Annotated in this window: 9 protein-coding genes; 3 read left to right on the forward strand and 6 right to left on the reverse strand. The window is 73.8% G+C overall.

Annotated features, from left to right (window positions below; all coding sequences use genetic code 11):
• Nucleotides 1-120: 120 nt before the first annotated feature.
• From POF43_RS00165 to POF43_RS00190, 6 genes are all read right to left on the reverse strand, one after another.
• Nucleotides 121-1,341, reverse strand: coding sequence for a cytochrome P450 family protein (locus tag POF43_RS00165; RefSeq protein WP_271325071.1), 1,221 nt, complete (start codon nt 1,339-1,341; stop codon nt 121-123).
• A gap of 324 nt (nt 1,342-1,665) precedes the next feature.
• A complete protein-coding gene (locus POF43_RS00170) occupies nt 1,666-2,904 on the reverse strand; it encodes a cytochrome P450 family protein (RefSeq protein ID WP_271325070.1) in 1,239 nt (412 codons plus the stop codon).
• Nucleotides 2,905-3,145: 241 nt separating this feature from the next.
• Complete coding sequence (locus tag POF43_RS00175; protein WP_271315176.1) at nt 3,146-4,264, reverse strand: selina-4(15),7(11)-diene synthase; 1,119 nt, start codon at nt 4,262-4,264, stop codon at nt 3,146-3,148.
• Nucleotides 4,265-4,643: 379 nt separating this feature from the next.
• Nucleotides 4,644-5,990, reverse strand: a complete 1,347-nt coding sequence (locus tag POF43_RS00180; protein WP_271315175.1) for a cytochrome P450 — start codon at nt 5,988-5,990, stop codon at nt 4,644-4,646.
• A 108-nt stretch (nt 5,991-6,098) separates the two neighbouring features.
• Entirely contained in the window at nt 6,099-7,520 is a 1,422-nt protein-coding gene (locus POF43_RS00185; protein WP_271315174.1) for a cytochrome P450 family protein, read from the reverse strand.
• 1,419 nt (nt 7,521-8,939) lie between these two features.
• A complete protein-coding gene (locus POF43_RS00190; protein WP_271315173.1) occupies nt 8,940-10,259 on the reverse strand; it encodes a COG1470 family protein in 1,320 nt (439 codons plus the stop codon).
• A 534-nt stretch (nt 10,260-10,793) separates the two neighbouring features.
• Here POF43_RS00190 and POF43_RS00195 point away from each other — a divergent pair.
• The 3 genes from POF43_RS00195 to POF43_RS00205 all read left to right on the forward strand — a co-directional run bounded on the left by POF43_RS00195 (nt 10,794) and on the right by POF43_RS00205 (nt 15,628).
• Entirely contained in the window at nt 10,794-11,513 is a 720-nt protein-coding gene (locus POF43_RS00195) for a LuxR C-terminal-related transcriptional regulator (protein WP_271315172.1), read from the forward strand.
• A 168-nt stretch (nt 11,514-11,681) separates the two neighbouring features.
• Nucleotides 11,682-14,846, forward strand: a complete 3,165-nt coding sequence (locus POF43_RS00200) for a hypothetical protein (RefSeq protein WP_282704344.1) — start codon at nt 11,682-11,684, stop codon at nt 14,844-14,846.
• Complete coding sequence (locus POF43_RS00205) at nt 14,843-15,628, forward strand: Pvc16 family protein (RefSeq protein ID WP_282704345.1); 786 nt, start codon at nt 14,843-14,845, stop codon at nt 15,626-15,628. The genes POF43_RS00200 and POF43_RS00205 overlap by 4 nt, the downstream gene beginning before the upstream one ends.

The raw sequence follows: 15,628 nt of genomic DNA on the forward strand, positions 1-15,628 counted from the left end.
CCGCGCACACCGCGCGAACCGCCGCCGCCGGCAAGCCCGCCCGACGGACCCGGCCCCGGGCGACCCGGTCGTGCGCCGAGTCGCCCCCGGGCGGCCGCCCCGCCCGGCGCCCCCGTCCCGTCACCCCGCGGGGACCAACCGCACCGGCAGGGTCCGCACGCTGTTCATGATGTGGCTCAGGATGCGCGGCGGGGCGGGGTCGGCGAGTTCGATGTCGGGGAAGCGCTCGAAGAGGGCGGTGAGGGCGATCTCCGCCTCGACCCGGGCGAGCGGGGCGCCGAGGCAGTAGTGGGCGCCGAGGCCGAAGTGGATCGGGGTGCCGCTCTGCTTGCGCGTGATGTCGAACCGGTCGGCGTCGGGGTGGACGTCGGTGTCGCGTCCGGCGCCGGTCATGCCGACGATGACGGGGTCGCCCGCCCTGACCAGCGCGCCGCCGAGGGGGACGTCCTCGCGGGCGAAGCGCAGGAAGATCCGCTGGACGGGCGGGTCCTGGCGCAGGGTCTCCTGGACGACGTCGGACCAGCCGTAGGAGCCGTCGCGGACCAGGGCGAGCTGCTCGGGGTGGTTCAGCACCGCCCGGACGGCGTTGGCGAGCAGGTTGACGGTGGTCTCGTGGCCGGCGACGACGAGGATCAGGATGCTGTCGACCAGTTCGGCCCGGGTCAGCTCGCCGTCCCGGTGGGACTGGAGCAGGCGGGTGGCCAGGTCGTCGGCGGGTCTGCTCTCCTTCTGCGACACCAGGCGGTCCAGCAGCTCCATCACCGCGCCGAAGGCCGCGCCCACCTCCTGCGGGGTGGCGGTGCTGCGCAGGATGGTGGCGATCTCGTCGCCGAACCGGTCGCGCATGTCCGGGTCGTCGATGCCCAGCAGGTGGCAGATGACGGCCATCGGCAGCGGGAAGGTGAACCCCGCCTTCAAGTCCGTGACGCTGCCCGCCGGTTGGCCGGCCAGGTCGTCCAGCAGCCCGTGGGCGATCTCCTCGATCCGCCCGGCGTAGGTGCGGATCGGGCGGCGGGTGAACGCGGCGTTGAGGGGGTTGCGCAGCCGGGTGTGGTCGGCGCCGTCCCGGTTGACCATGGTCTCGCCGGCCACCAGCGCCATCAGCGGCCAGTCCTGCCGGATCTCGCCCTCGCGGTAGGCCCGCCAGTTCTCCACGCCCTTGACCAGGGCCGGATGCGTGAACGCCGCCCGGCCGGTGGCCTCGTCGTTGGTGATCCACGCCCGGACGCCCTGCTGGAGTTCGACGGGCACGCAGGCGCCGAGCTGCCGCAACCGCCGTGCTTCGGCGTGCGGATCGGCCGCGGTCGGGTCCAGGACGAGCAAGGGGTGATCGAGATCCATCGCGGAGACCTCCAGTGACGCCCGGGCAGCCGGATATCGGCCGGGCCAGAGTCAATCCGCGCAATGCGCCGATAGCAAGATGCAATTCCCCGCTACCACAAGCAATCCGTACAGAAGGCTAAAAGGAGATCACCTGACAATGCGTCACCACAGACCGGTTGCATACTGAAAGTGCCCGATCGAACACCGTACGCGACAATCCGGGTCCGTACCGCCGAGTTCACGCTTTCGCCCACCTGGCGGGAATTGGACCACCTCCCGGCGTGACGGCGACGGCACCGAATCCGCCGATGTCGCAGCTTTCCTGGCCGATCTCGACCGCACTCACCGGTGGCGCGGCGGCGTAACGGGTTCAGGGGCGGCGCGGGTGAAACGGATGGGCAGTTCGGTCGGCCCGGCCGGTCCCGTGACGAGTTCGGAGGCCGGCACGTCCAGTTCGACCGCCGACAGCCGGTGGAAGAGCCGCCGCACCGCGGTGACGGTGATCAGCTCGGCCAGGCGGTGCGTCCGCGCCGGACCGGCGGGGCCCCGCGGGCCGCCGGCCGGCGCCGTCCGCACGCCGGTGGTGATCACCCGGGTCAACTGCCCCACGAGGTCGCGCGGTCCGCGGTGGCGGAGGGCGCCCGGGCCGCGCTGCGGGAGGGCGAGCAGGACGAGGTCGCCGCACCGGACGCGGGCGTCGCCGAGGCGGATGTCGCTGCGGGCGAACCAGCACCGGGGCCGGCCGGCCGAGCCGTGGCGCAGCGCGTCGGCCGCGGTTTCCCGGATCGGGTACCCGGGCGGGGACAGCAGCAGCCCGGCGGTCGCCCGGGTGATCGCCGCCGTGCAGCGTTCCAGGTCGGCCACGAGCAGCAGCCGGGCCTGGTGGGCGACCTCGTCGGCGGTCAGGCCGGGACCGCGCGCGATCAGCCGCGAGAGCAGGTCCGGGCCAAGGGCGGCGGACTTCTCCGCCACCAACTGCCGCAGCTTGGCGTCCAGGCGCGCGGAGGCGCTCGTGGCGTACGGTCCGCCGTCGCGGAGTTCGTCGACGCACTGGCTCATGCCCGCCGCGTACCGGTCGTCCATGCCCAGCAGGCGCATCATGACCAGGCGCGGCAGTTGCCGGGCGAAGTCCTTCCGCACCTCGGCGCGGCCCGGGCGGGCGGCGGCGCCGGCGTGGGGCGGCGGCGCGAACCAGTCGATCAGCTCGTCCGCGACGTGCTCGACGTGGCCGCGGGTGTCCCGCTCGTCCAGGGCGCGCAGCGCTGCGGCGGCGGGTGCGCCCAGCCGCCGCCGGACGTCCTCGGCGACCGCGAGCGTGCTGGACCACGCGGCGGTCTGGGGCAGCAGGCGCCGGGCGAGGTCCTCTCCGCCGGACCACTGGGCGGGGTCGGGCGTGAACGCCTCGCCGCCCAGGACGCGGCCGGCCTCGGGTACGCCGGTGACCAGCCAGCCCCAGGCACGGCCGTCCTCGGAGAGGGCGACCGGTACGACCGGGCCGAGCGGCGGCCGGGCGAGGCCGGGCGGGAGTTGGGCGTCGACCGGACCGCCGGGGCCGCTTTCGCGGGGTTCGGAGCGAGGCACGTGGACTCCGCGTGGTGGGGGCCGGACGCGCCGTGGTCCGGCTGGTGTGAACCCCGCGACCAGGAGCCCGTTCACCGGCGGCGGCAAGGGCTGACGGGCTGCCAGCCGTTACGCGTACCGGCGGTCGCCCCCGGGACGGCGGGGCACCGGGAGGGGTGGAAGCGGAGCTGGGGTGGGGTAGCGGCCGGGGATGGGTCGTGCCCCGGCGCTGGGGGCGTGGCCTCGCGGTGGTCGCCCCGGCTCACGCCGTCCTGGTCAGCGGTCCCGGGTTCCGCGAGGTCGGCAGGGTCGAGGGCCGCCCGTCGGACCGGACCAGGTCCCACCACCAGGCGATCGGCGCGATGCCCAGCGGCCGGGAGCTGGAGTCCGTGGGATTGCTGCGGAAGTGCGTGGGCAGGTCGGCCGGATCGGCTCCCGGGGTCAGGTACCGCCGGCTGGAGATCCCCCAGTCCTGGCTGCCGCGGACGAAGTGCGCGAGGCTGTCGAGGTAGCGTTCCAGCTGCGGACTCGCGCTGCGGTACAGCTCGGCGCACAGGTCGACGAACAACGTGGTGACCCGGTCGCGTTGGGCGATGGCCTGCGCCAGGGCCTCGTCGAGCGTCAGGCCGTAGTGGTGGGTCAGGACCCGCAGCACGTTGAGGTAGTAGCCCGACGAGCCGGACTCCTTGTGGTACGAGAAGATATCGTTGTCCCAGCAGATGATCATGCTGGCCATCTCGGCCACCGCGCGCACCTCGTCGCGGTCCCGCTCGTCCGGACTCAGCTCGTATCCGCCGCCCAGCTCCAGCAGCGGCAGGACCACGGTGGTCGCGCCGTCGTAGATCCTCATGAGGGTGTAGTCGTCCAGGTCGGGGATCAACCCCTGGCTGCGGTAATGTGCTTCACAGACAACGGACAGGAAGTATTCGCGCAGCGCGTCGACCCAGCGCGCGACCTGTGCCGGGGTCGCCCCCCGTGCCGAGATGCGCTGCCGCAGGTCCCGCAGGCCGTTGGCCAGCTGGTCGCCCTCCAGCAGGGGCGCCTGCGGGTTCTGCGCGACCCGCAGCAGCCGGGAGAGCGTGGTGGCCAACTCGCCGGGCCGGGTACCGAGGGCGCCGTCCTCGCAGTACCCGTCGTCCACGCCGAAGAGCCAGATGACGAAGTCGGCGAGGATGTCGACGACGGCCTCGTCGCCCTCGGGCAGGATGCGGGCGGCGAACCCGCCGATGCCCTGGGCCACGAGGTTCGCGCGCAGCCCCTCCGAGACGATGTACGTTTCGGCCCACGCCGCAGTTCTGCGCTCGACGCGTTCATGGTGCGGATGTATCGCCGGCCAGAACGGTGAATAAATGGGCGGGACGCTTATCAGCCCACGAGTCATGATGAAAAGCACCTCACGTCGTCCGGGGCGAATCCCATGGGGTCGTCGCCGAGGTGGCTATTGCGAACCGCTCCACCGGACCGAGGCGACGGCGACCCAGCTGATTCGATCTTGTGATTGACCGTTTGTCATATGACCATCTGTCACAGTACGGCACAACGGCCACGGAGAGAACTGCAAACCTGCGTATCGCTGAATCCGCCGCGGACGGCCGCGACAGCGCGACGGTTGGCCGGAGCACAGCGGTCGGTGGCCGAGGACCGGCTGTCGGCGTCTCAGCCGGCGGACACCCGCGGAGCCTGTGCGAACGCTGTGCGGCGGCCCGCGCGGCGCCGGCCACCGCCGAAGGAGCGGGCCGGCACCACGACGAGGGAGGCCGTCAGGCCGGGACGGGCTCGCGCACCGAACGCCGGGTCACCGTCATCGGCATGCGGTCCGGATGCGGCACCGCGGCGATGGCTTCCTTGGGCGTGTGGTCGGCGCTGGGCCGCAACCGCCACCGGGCCAGGACCGTGGCCATCGCGATGATGATCTCGGTCCAGGAGAACGCGTCGCCGATGCACTTGCGGTTGCCCGAGCCGAACGGCAGGAACGCCTCGCGCGGCAGTTCCCGGTCGGGGTCGAAGGTGTCGGCGTGCGGGAAGACCCGCGGATCGCGGTGCAGCCCGTAGAGGCTGAAGGCGATCTCCGTGCCGGCCGGCACCGTGACGCCGCCGATCTCCACCGGCTCGATGGCCCGCCGCATCAGCAGCGTGACGCTGTGCAGACGCACCGTCTCGTCCACGACCTTGCGCAGGTATTCCAGCCGGCCGATGTCCTCGAAGGTGACCGGGCCGGTCCCCACGACCGCGTCGATCTCGGCCAGCAGGCGCTCCTCCACCTCCGGATGCGTGGCGACCTCGTAGAGGGCCCAGGCCAGGGTGGAGGCGGTCGCCTCGGTGCCGGCGAACAGGATGGTGCCCAGTTCGTCGCGGACCTCCTCGTCGGTCAGCGCCTGCCCGGTGTCGGCGTCCCGCGCCGCGAGCAGCGTCGACAGCAGGTCCGGCGCCTCGGCGAGGTCGCCCTCGCCCGCCGCGCGGGCCGCGGTCACCACGCCGTCGATCACCTTCAGCAGTTCCTTCGCGGCCCGGTCGAACCGCCGGTTCGGCGGGATCGGCACCCGGTCGAGCACCGGGGGCGAGACGGTGCGCAGCAGGAGGTTCTGGATGATGACGGGTACGTTGCGGCGCACGACCTCGGCGGCCGGCGCCCCGATGTCGGTGGCGAACAGGGCCGCGGCGATGGTGTTGACCACGAACTCGCCCATGACCGCGTCGACCTCGACCGTTTCGCCCTCGGTCCAGGACTCGGCCAGCTCCAGGGCGCGGTTGCTCATGTCCTCGGCGTAGCCGGCGATGCGCTGCTTGTGGAACATCGGCTGCATCAGGCGGCGGTGGGCGCGGTGCAGGTCGCCGTCGGAGGTGGCCAGGCCGTCGCCGACGAGCTGGCGCAGCCGGTCGAAGAACCGGCCCTTGTGGAAACTGCGGGCCTTGGTGACCATCACCTCGTGCGCGAGTTCGGCGCTGGTGACGAAGTAGACCGGCATCGGACCCAGATCGACCCGTACCAGGTCGCCGGTGGTGTGCAGGGAGGTGATGAAGGCGTAGGGGGCCTGGGCCATCGGTCGGGTGTGACCTATGACGGGAAGCCAGCCTGGCGCGCGCGGTATGGATCTCAACCCGGTCACGCGAAGTTCCTTCCGATGAGGGGGCGCAGCACTTGCGGAAGTCGGGCATGAGCGACGGTCCTGGCGCGGTAGTGCGCCGTGCGCCAGGACCCGACGCCGTTCGGCGGATTACCTCAGGCGCAGCAGCCTGCGCCACCACGAGGGGCGCGGGGTCCCGGCCACCGGGGCCGGCTGCTCGGCCGGCGGGAAGACCGCGGCCGTCGCGGGCTGTTCCGCCGGCATGGCCGCGCCCGCGAGCGGCATGGCGCCGGTCGGCCTGCGCTGCACCTTCACGGGAGTGAAGACGACGGGCAATGTGTCAAGATGGCTTGACGTCCAGGTCGGGGTGCGGGTCAGCTCCCCCTCGCTGAGGTCGATCTGGAGGTCGGGCAGTCCGGCCAGCACGACGTCGATGGCGACCTCGGCGATCGTCTTGCCGAGCGACTGCCCGGGGCATTCGTGCGGACCGCTGGAGAACGCCAGGTGCGAGCGGTTACCACTCATCCGGCTCGACAGGTCCGGGCGGATGAGCGGGTCGACGTTGCCGGCGGCGATGCCGTTGAGGACCATGTCACCGCCGCGGATCTCCTGCTCCCCGAGCGTGATGTCGCCGACCGCGTAACGGGCCGGGAGGACCCGCAGCGGCGGGTTGTTCCACAGCACGTCGTCCAGCGCGTCGGGCACGGTCATGCTGCCGCCGGCCAGGTGCGCGCGGAAGGCGGTGTGGGTGAGGGCGACCCGGAGCGCGTCGGAGATCAGGTTCACCGTCGTCTCGTTCGAGGCGACCAGGATGTGGCGCAGGTGCTCCACCACCTCCTTGTCCTCCAGCCCGGCCTCGTGCTCGAGCAGCCACGAGGCGAGGTCCCGCCCGGGAGCGGTCTTCTTCGTCTCCACCAGCTGGTAGAGCGTCTCCAGCAGGAACTTGTTGCTGTCGACCGCGGTGGGGGTGCCCTGCATCAGGTCCCGGCACGCCTCGGCCAGCCGCTGCGCGGGCACGTCGTCGATACCGACCAGCCGGCTCATCACGATCATGGGCAGGTGCTCGGCGACGTCCTTGACCAGGTCCGCCCGGCCCTCGGGGGCGAACTCGGCGACCAGGTCGTTGACCGCCTGGGTGATGCGCTGGCGCACCCCTCGGGTGTTCACCTTGGCCAGCACGTCGGTGACCGCCGCGCGCAGCCGCTTGTGCTCCTCGCCGTCCGCGAAGTTGATCAGCGACTGGCGGAAGGTGATGGGCGCCAGCGGGTGCTCGGGGCCGATGACCTGGTTGAAGTTGCGCGGGTCGGACGAGAACTGCAGAGGGTTGTTCAGCACCCTGAGGTTCCCGGCGTGACTGAGGACGAGCCAGGCCTGGACGTCCCCGGGCACCAGGACCGGGGCCACCTCGCCGTACTTCTCGCGCAGCTGGTTGTACAGCGCCATGGGGTCGGCCTCGGCGTCCGGTCCGTAGAGCCGGCTGATGCCTTCGGCGTCCAGGCCGTGGGCCGGGCACCCGGGCGGAGGAGCCGCCCCGGACGGGCCTGCGCTAGGATCGGTGGGGGAGATTGACACGAATCCTCCGGTTTTGCAGAAATATCCTGTGGGGTCGCGAGCATGGCTCCCCCCGCCGAACGGCCGTACGACATCCGCAAGTTGACTGCCATTGGCGTCCGCGGGTTGGCAGCATACCCGTCTCCCCCGGCGCCCCGGCCGCTGATCCGGCGAGGCGGCGGCCCCCCGAGAACCGGTCGCCGGCGCGAACGGCGTCGCCGGCGATCCGTTCGCACCAGCCCGCGACGACCCGCGACCGGGGCCCACGGCGACGCCGAACGGGTGGGCGATCGGCTCCGGTTCGGCGGTGTTGCGGTGTTGCGGTTCGGCGGGGGGTCGCGCTTCGGCGGCGTTGCGCTTCGACGGTTCGACGGCGCGGCGGGGTCGCGCTTCGGCGGCGCGGCGGTTCGACGGCGCGGCGGTTCGACGGCGCGGCGGTTCGACGGCGCGGCGGTTCGGCGGCGCGGCGGTTCGGCGGGGTCGCGCTTCGGCGGGGTCGCGCTTCGGCGGCGCGGCTGTTCGACGGCGCGGCGGTTCGGCGGGGTCGCACTGCGGCGGCGTTGCCGGCGTGACGAATGCGCGGCGGACAGCCGGGCGTTCGGGCGCCGACGCCGGCGCGATCGACAGCCCGGCCGGCGTCAGCGCGTCAATCGGCGCAGCGCCCACGTAGCCACTGCCGCCAAAACCGAGCACCGGGCCGACCCCGCCGTCAACCGTGGAGTGCGTCGGCCGACGCCGTCAACCGCCCCGCGGATCACCGATGCCGGCGCACGACCGCTACAACACCCCCGCGCGCCATGCCCGTTGCGGGCAATCGCCCACCATCTGATGCTCCGTCAGCCGCTTCTCCGGCAGCCCCCGGACGCGGCGCCGACGCGGCACCGCCGCCCGCAAGACGTGGTGGCTCCCCCGCACGCTCCGGCGAGCCGGCAGCCGCCCCATCGGCATCGTTCGAGCCGTACTCGCCCCACGCCCCCTTGCGCGAGACGAGGTTGGAAAAGGGTTAGGAAAGTGTTCGAATATAGAGATATCATTCCGTAGGATATTTTAAGTCATAAACTGAGCGGGACGCTGCTTCCCCGGCGCCCCCGGTGTGCCCGCCGGCGTGCGTGCCGCGGGCCCGAAGCAAACCCCCGACTGCCGCCGCACACCGGGGTTTCAGCAGGCGGAGCGCCGTGTCGTGTCCGTCCGGTGAAGGTCCCGATGCCCGACCGGCCCCGGGACCCGCCTGTCGCGGGCAGGGGAATCCGGTCACCGGCGGGCCGTTCGACGATCTTGCCCCCTTGTCCGGGGTCCCCGTCGGGGGCGCAGAATCGGAACACCGTGACAGGGGGTGACGCGGTGGGCAGTCCCGTGAGCCGGGGGCCGGAAGCCAGGAGGGGAGGCCCGGTGCGCGCGATGTCCTGCAAAGCGCCGGGTGGAGCACGGACCTACCGGGGGTCACTGCTTGAGGTCGCTCAACTCGCCGCTGACGTTGAGCAGTTCGTGGCAGGTGGTGGCCTGTTTGCCCGAGGCGGGCGTGCCCGGCTTCTGGCAGGTGACGTCCGCCGACACGGTCGCACCACCCGGTACCTCGATCGGGGTGACCCAGTGGTAGTCCTGGTTGCGGAAGGTCTCCAGCGCGATCGTCGTGATCGTCCGGTCGCCGAAGGAGATCGTCAACAGCCCCTGGTCGCCCTGGAAATTGGCGGCCACGATGTCGGTGATGCCGAACACCTTCCCGGCGGGCACCTGGTAGGTCCCCTTCTTCTCGCTGCCGCCGGACGTCGCCACGTCGATCGTCGTGGAACTCTGCACGCCGGTCCCCGCGACGGGCTGGCCGCCGGTGCCCTGCGACCCGCCGGCGCCCCCGCTTCCCCCGCCCGCGCCGGCCGTTCCGCCGGTGCCCGGCGACGCCGACCCGGTACCGGCCGTGCCGCCGCCCGGAGTCGGTGTCGGCGCGGGCGTGCCGAGCTTCTTGGCGACCGCGGTGTTCGCCGCCTGCCGGGCGTAGGAGCGCAGGGCCGGGCCCACCAGCGCCAGCCACAGGATGAGCAGGGCCACGAGCGCGGCGAGCACCGCCAGCAGCCACTTGGGGAAGACCGGCAGCTGGACGAACTCCCCGTCCAGCGGGTGCGGTGCGTTCCCGCCCGGCGGGTCGGCGCGGTCGCCGTCCTCGGCGTCGGTCCCGACGCCGACCTCGAAGGGCCAGGTCCGCGGCTTGCCGAACCACACGGGTTTGCGGATGCGGACCCGGACGGGCAGGAGGATCGACTCGCCCGGTTCCAGGGGCGGCGTGCTCGCCGGCAGTGCGATGCGCAGTTCCTCGCCGCGCTGGCGCGACGTGAGCGTGAGCCCGGTGTCGGTGTTGCCCAGGTTGAGCACGGACGTGCGGTAGCGGCCGCGGAGCCAGCCGCGCCGGCGCCGGGGCAGCAGTTCCGCCCGCAGCTCCCGGAAGGGCGTGACCGTCACCGTGGCCTCGGGCACCGACACCAGTTCGGCGCGTTCCGACGGCAGTACCTTCACGCCGAGCGGATGGTCGCCCGCGCGTACCTCGAACGAGCGGGGCGGCGTCAGCCGTACCGTCGCCGTCCCGGACGTGCCGGGGTAGAGCGACAGGTGGTCGGGTTCGACCACCGTCCAGCCGGCGCAGTCCCCCACCACCTCCAGCGTGTACGCCTCGACGATGTCGGTCTCGTTGCGGACCGTCAGAGTGGTTGTCGCCTCGCCTCCGGGCGGCACTGTCAGGCTGATGGGGCCGAGTTCGGCAGATGCGGTCACGTCGCGACCGTAGGACCGCCGGGCGGCCGGGAGCAGGGGTACCGGGGGCAAGGCCCGGGCACAGCACCGTGCCCGCGGGAGCACCCCGGCGCTGCCCCGCCGCACCCGGCACGGCCCCGGCGCCCCGGCCCGGCCCGTGACCCGCCGCCCCGAACGGCCCGCTGCCGCGGACGGACGGCCGGGAGCGTGGCGGCGCCACGGACACCGCGCGGCACGGATCGTGCCACCGCCCCACCCCGCACCGGCGGGCGAGCCGCGGCCCCCAGGGCATGTCCCGTGGACCCCGGCGGGCTCGCGACGCCGGGCACCGCCCGTCGCGGCGTCGCCGAAACGCCCCGGTGCCACCCAACCACCGGGCCGCTCCGGCGCCCTGCTCCCCCAGCCTCCGGCCGGGAGTCCGCAACGCCAGCGGCGCGACGCAGCAGGCGCCAGATCACCGCGCCGGGCGCCGCCGCCCGATCCGCCCTGATCCGTCCCGACCCGCACGGCACCTCCAACCCCCCACCGGCACAGAAGAAATGGAACGGAGCCCAGATGACGGCGTTCGAGCAGAGCTCTGGCGGTCGCGAACCGGTCGAGCACTTACGTCCGGGGACGCTGCTGTCCCCACGGTCCACGGCCCGGCCCCCGGCACGCCGGATACCGGTCGCGGTCTACGCCGAGGACCTGATCCTGCACGCCGGCCTGGTGCAGCAGCTGCGGCAGCGGCCGGAGGTGGAACTGCTCACCCTGGACGCCTCGGACGGCGCGGTGGTCTCGCTGACCGTGGCCGACCGGCTCAACGAGAGCGTGGTGGAGCACCTGCGCCGGCTCCAGCGCGGCGGCACCGTCCGGGTCGGGCTGGTCGTCGGGCACTTCGAACCGAGCGGGCTCCAGACCGTGGTCGAGTGCGGGGTCGCCGCGGTCCTGCGGCGCTGCGACGCCGACCAGGACCGGCTCGTCCACCTGGTGACCGCACTCGCCAACGGTGAGGGGGTCATGCCCGGCGACCTGCTGGGACAGCTGCTCGACCATGTCGGCAGCCTCCAGCGGACCATGCTCGACCCGCGCGGCCTGACGCTGTCGCCGCTGACGACCCGGGAGGCGGAGATGCTCCGGCTGGTCGCCGACGGGTTCGACACCAGCCAGATCGCGGCCCGTACCGCCTACTCCGAACGCACCGTCAAGAACGTCCTGCACGAGGTCTCGACCCGCTTCGGGTTGCGCAACCGCGCCCACGCCGTCGGGTACGCCATGCGGCACGGACTCATCTGACGCGGCGCCGCCCGGTCCTCCGCGGCTGCCCGCACGGGCATCGCCGCTACCCCCGCGCGGGGCCCGGCGGCCCTGGCTGTCCGCCGCCCGGGCCTGAAGACTGCGGTCGTCACCCCGCTCTTCCAGCATCCGGTCTGTGAGGTACGCGTGATCGGCACGATCGGCTTCGTGAGGCCCACGCGGCGGTCGGCCCGGCCGGCCGCCGCCCTGGCGCTGCTCGCCCTCGCCGGCGGCGCCCTGACCCTGCCGGCCCGGGCACCGGTCGCCGCCCGGCCGGCCGTCGCCGCGGTCTCCGGCATCGCCGGGCGGATCGCGTTCGCCGGCACCGACCACCTCGGCCTGGGGCGGGTCACCGGGACGACCGGCACCGCACCGCTGTTCGGCCCCGGCCCCCAGCACTTCGACCAGGACCCGTCGGCTCTCGGCTCCCTCCTGGTCTTCACCAGCCTGCGGGACTCCGCGCAGCCCCAGGTCTACCTGCGCGAAGCCTCCGGGGCGGTGCGCCGGCTGACCACCGGCATGGACGCCGCCCACCCCCGGCTGACCCCCGACGGCCGGGACGTGGTCTTCGACTCCGCGGAGCCCGGGGGCACCGGCGGCGGCACCCAGCGCGACCTGTGGCTGGTCGGCACCGACGGCACCGGGCTGCGGCGGCTCACCGACACACCGGCCGCCGAGACGTCCCCGACGGTCTCCCCGGACGGGCGCACCCTCGCCTACTCCAGCACCGCCGACCCCCGGCACGCGCAGCTGTACGTACGCCCGCTGGCCGGTGGCACGCCCGTGCGGATCACCGACGTCGCGGTCGGCGACGCCGTCGAGCCCGTCTGGAACCCGGTGGACGACGCCGCGCACCGCGACCTGATCGCCTACACCTGGGACCAGGGCGGCGACACCGGCCCCCGGTTGCGCATCACCACGCCGGACGGCGCCGACCGCCCGCTCTTCACCGATACGCAGGCCGGCTGGCGTACCAGCGCCGCCGCGTGGCTGCCCGGCGGCGACGACGTGCTGTTCCTCAGCCCCGACGCCTCCGGGGGCGCTCCGACGTCCTACCCCCGCCTGTACCGGACCCAGTTGCCCTCGTGCGAGACGCAGCTCGTGCTGGACGACCCCCGCACGGTCGGCCCGCCGACCTGGCTGGGCGATCCGGTCTCCGGCGGACCGGTCGTGGGCCAGACCAGCGCCGGCAGCCCCGGCACCGCCGACCTGGAGGACGTACGCCCCGACGGGTCCGACCCGCGCGACCTGGGCGTCAGCATCCTCACCGAGGACCCGGCCGCCGACACCAACACCGACCCGGACAAGGACCCGCTGTTCGAGCCGGCCGCCGGATACGACCCGTGGACCGAGCGGCAGACGTACACGCCCGACGGACAACGGATCGTGGTCACCCGCTTCGAGGGCCCGGCCGACGACCGGATCGAACGCCTGTGGGAGGTCAACGCCGACGGCTCCGACCCGCACCCGCTGGACCTGCCCGGTCGCGGGACGCACGAGTGGGACACCGACCCGGTCGTCTCGCCCGACGGCAGCCTCGTCGCCTTCACCATGACCGACCCGGGCAGGGCCACCACCGACCCCGACCACGGACGCGTCGTCGTCGCCGACCTGGCCGACGGCGCCGTGGTGGGAACCGTGCAACCGCCGGCGGACCAGCCGGACGCCTCCGACGCCCAGCCCGCGTGGGCCCCCGACGGACGGCACCTGGCCTTCACCCGGACCGAGACGGTCGACGGCCGGGGCGGCAGCAAGCACATCTGGACGGCGGCCTTCCCCGGCCTGGGGGCGCAGACCGACGTCAGCACCACCGTGTGCCCGGGGGACTGCGCCGTGGTCGACGACTCCCCCGCCTACTCCCCCGCCGGCGGGGACCTCGCCTTCAACCGCGAGGTCGCCGACGCCCCGGGCACCGGACGTACCGGCGTCCTCGTCGTGTCGGGCGACGGCGGCTGCCGCGTCGTACTGCCCCTGGGACTGACCGGGAGCGACGCGTGCCGGCGGGAGCTGCCGGACAGCTCGGCGGACGGCCCCTTCCAGCCGCGGGACGTCGCCTGGTCCTCCGACGGCTCCCAGCTGGTGTTCACCGCCCGCCGGGCCCAGGCGCTCGACTCCCCCGAGGAGCTGGAGGTCTACGACGTCGCCCGGGCCACCCTCACCCCGCTCGACAGCGGACTGCCGGGCCGGCAGAAGGAGCCCGACGTCCAGCCGTCCACCGACCTGTCGCTCAGCGCCCCGCCGACCACCCCGCCGGTCCGGCCGGGCTCCCGCACCACCGTGGTCGTCACGGTCACCAACCACGGTCCGCTGCCCTCGCCGAACACCGTCCTCACGGTGTCGGTGCCCACCGGGGTGCGGTTGAGCGGGCTGACCACCGCGACCGGGACCTGCGACGCGGCGTCCCTCCAGTGCCGCCTGGGACTGCTGCCGCCCGGCCGGAGCGTCCCGGTGACGGCCACCGTCACCGGTACCACGATCGGCGACCACCAACTGGTGTGGACCGTCTGCGGTGACCTGCCGGACCCGACCAGCGACAACACCGGGCCCACAGTGGTGCCCGTCGTGGCCACACTCCCGACGCCGCCTCCCTCCTCACCACCGCCCACGTCCCCACCCCCCTCCTCACCTCCGCCCACGTCACCTCCGTCCACGTCACCGTCGCCGTCCATCGGGGTGCCGCCGCCGCCCGCCTCGGGCCCCGCGCTCTCCCTCACCGCGCAACCCGATCCGGGTTACGTCGGCGGCCGGGTCACCCTCACCTACACCGTGCGCGACGGCCCCGGCACGCCGGCCACCGGGCTGGAGCTCACCCTCGGACTGCCGCCGAAGGTGCCGACCGAGCCGCTGCCCGCCGGCTGCGCGGCCGGCGTGTGCGAACTGGCCGACGTGTCACCGGGGGCCACGGCCGCCGTCCAGGTCGTGCTGAAGCCCCGGGCCGCCCTGCGCACCACGGTCACCGGTTCGCTGACGACCACCGGCACCGATCCCGACACCGGCGACAACACGGCCACCACGCCGGTGCGCGTCCTGCAACCGCGCATCGTCGCCGTACCGCCGATCGGCAAGCCGGGGTTCGTCACCTCGGTACGCGGCACCGACTTCCCGCCGGGCGTTCCCGTGCGGTTCAGCTGGAACCCGGGCATCACCGCGGCGGCGGCGCCGACCGTCCCGGACGGCCACGGTGCCTTCGCCGGGCAACTGCTCATCCTGGCCAAGGACCAGACCGGACCGCGCACCATCACCGCCCGCGGACCCGGTTTCTCCCCGGTGACCTGCGACTTCCTGGTGGTCAGCGGCAGCATCGGGCCGCCGGACGAAGTGGAGCGGCGATGATCCACGAGGTCGACGAGGCGCTGCGGCTGCTGCTGACCGGGGCCGGGCTGTGCGAGGGAGGCGTCGAGCTGGTCTTCGACCCGCCCACCCGGGACTGGGCCGCGCGGCGCAACGCCCCGACCGTCAGCGTCTTCCTGCACGGCATCCGCGAGGAGGCGGCCCGCCGGCAGGCCGGGGAGAGCGCGCAGTTCGCCGACGACGGAACGATCGCCGCGCGCCTGGCCGTTCCGCGCTGGTTCGAACTGGCCTACCTGGTGACCGCGTGGACCAACCGCCCGCAGGACGAACACCGGCTGCTGTCCGACGTCCTGCGCTGCCTGGTGCGCCACGACTGCGTGCCCCCGGCGCTGCTGACCGGCAGCCTCGCCGAACTCGGGCTCACCGTCGCCCTCGACACCTCGGCGCGCGGCGAGAACACCCCCGCGGTCTCCGACGTGTGGTCGGCCCTCGGCGGCGAACTGAAACCCTCGGTCGACCTGCGCGTCCTCGCCCCGCTGTCCGGCGCCCGCACCCCGGCCGCCCCCGCGGTCACCGACGGCCTCGTCGTACGGGCCGCTCCACCCGGCGCCCCCGGCGCCCCCGACGCCCCCGACGGCGAGGCGGTCCCCGGACGCCGGCTGCGGTACGCCGGTGCCGGCGAGGCGGGGGCCGGCGACGCGCGGAGTGGCGAGGCACGAAAGGGCGACGCGCGAGGTGGCGACGCACGGGCGGACGGGTTCGCCGCGGGCCGGGACCGGCCGCCGCCGCCGGGCCGCCGGCGACGGCACGGGCCTGAGCGGTGA

It is taken from the genome of Streptantibioticus silvisoli (assembly GCF_027947535.2).
GTDB lineage: Bacteria > Actinomycetota > Actinomycetes > Streptomycetales > Streptomycetaceae > Streptantibioticus_C > Streptantibioticus_C silvisoli.

Coding starts and splice junctions, on each gene's coding strand:
- POF43_RS00195 (WP_271315172.1), top strand. CDS start 10,794: ATGACGGCGTTCGAGCAGAGCTCTGGCGGTCGCGAACCGGTCGAGCAC.
- POF43_RS00165 (WP_271325071.1), bottom strand. CDS start 1,341: ATGGATCTCGATCACCCCTTGCTCGTCCTGGACCCGACCGCGGCCGAT.
- POF43_RS00175 (WP_271315176.1), bottom strand. CDS start 4,264: ATGACTCGTGGGCTGATAAGCGTCCCGCCCATTTATTCACCGTTCTGG.
- POF43_RS00205 (WP_282704345.1), top strand. CDS start 14,843: ATGATCCACGAGGTCGACGAGGCGCTGCGGCTGCTGCTGACCGGGGCC.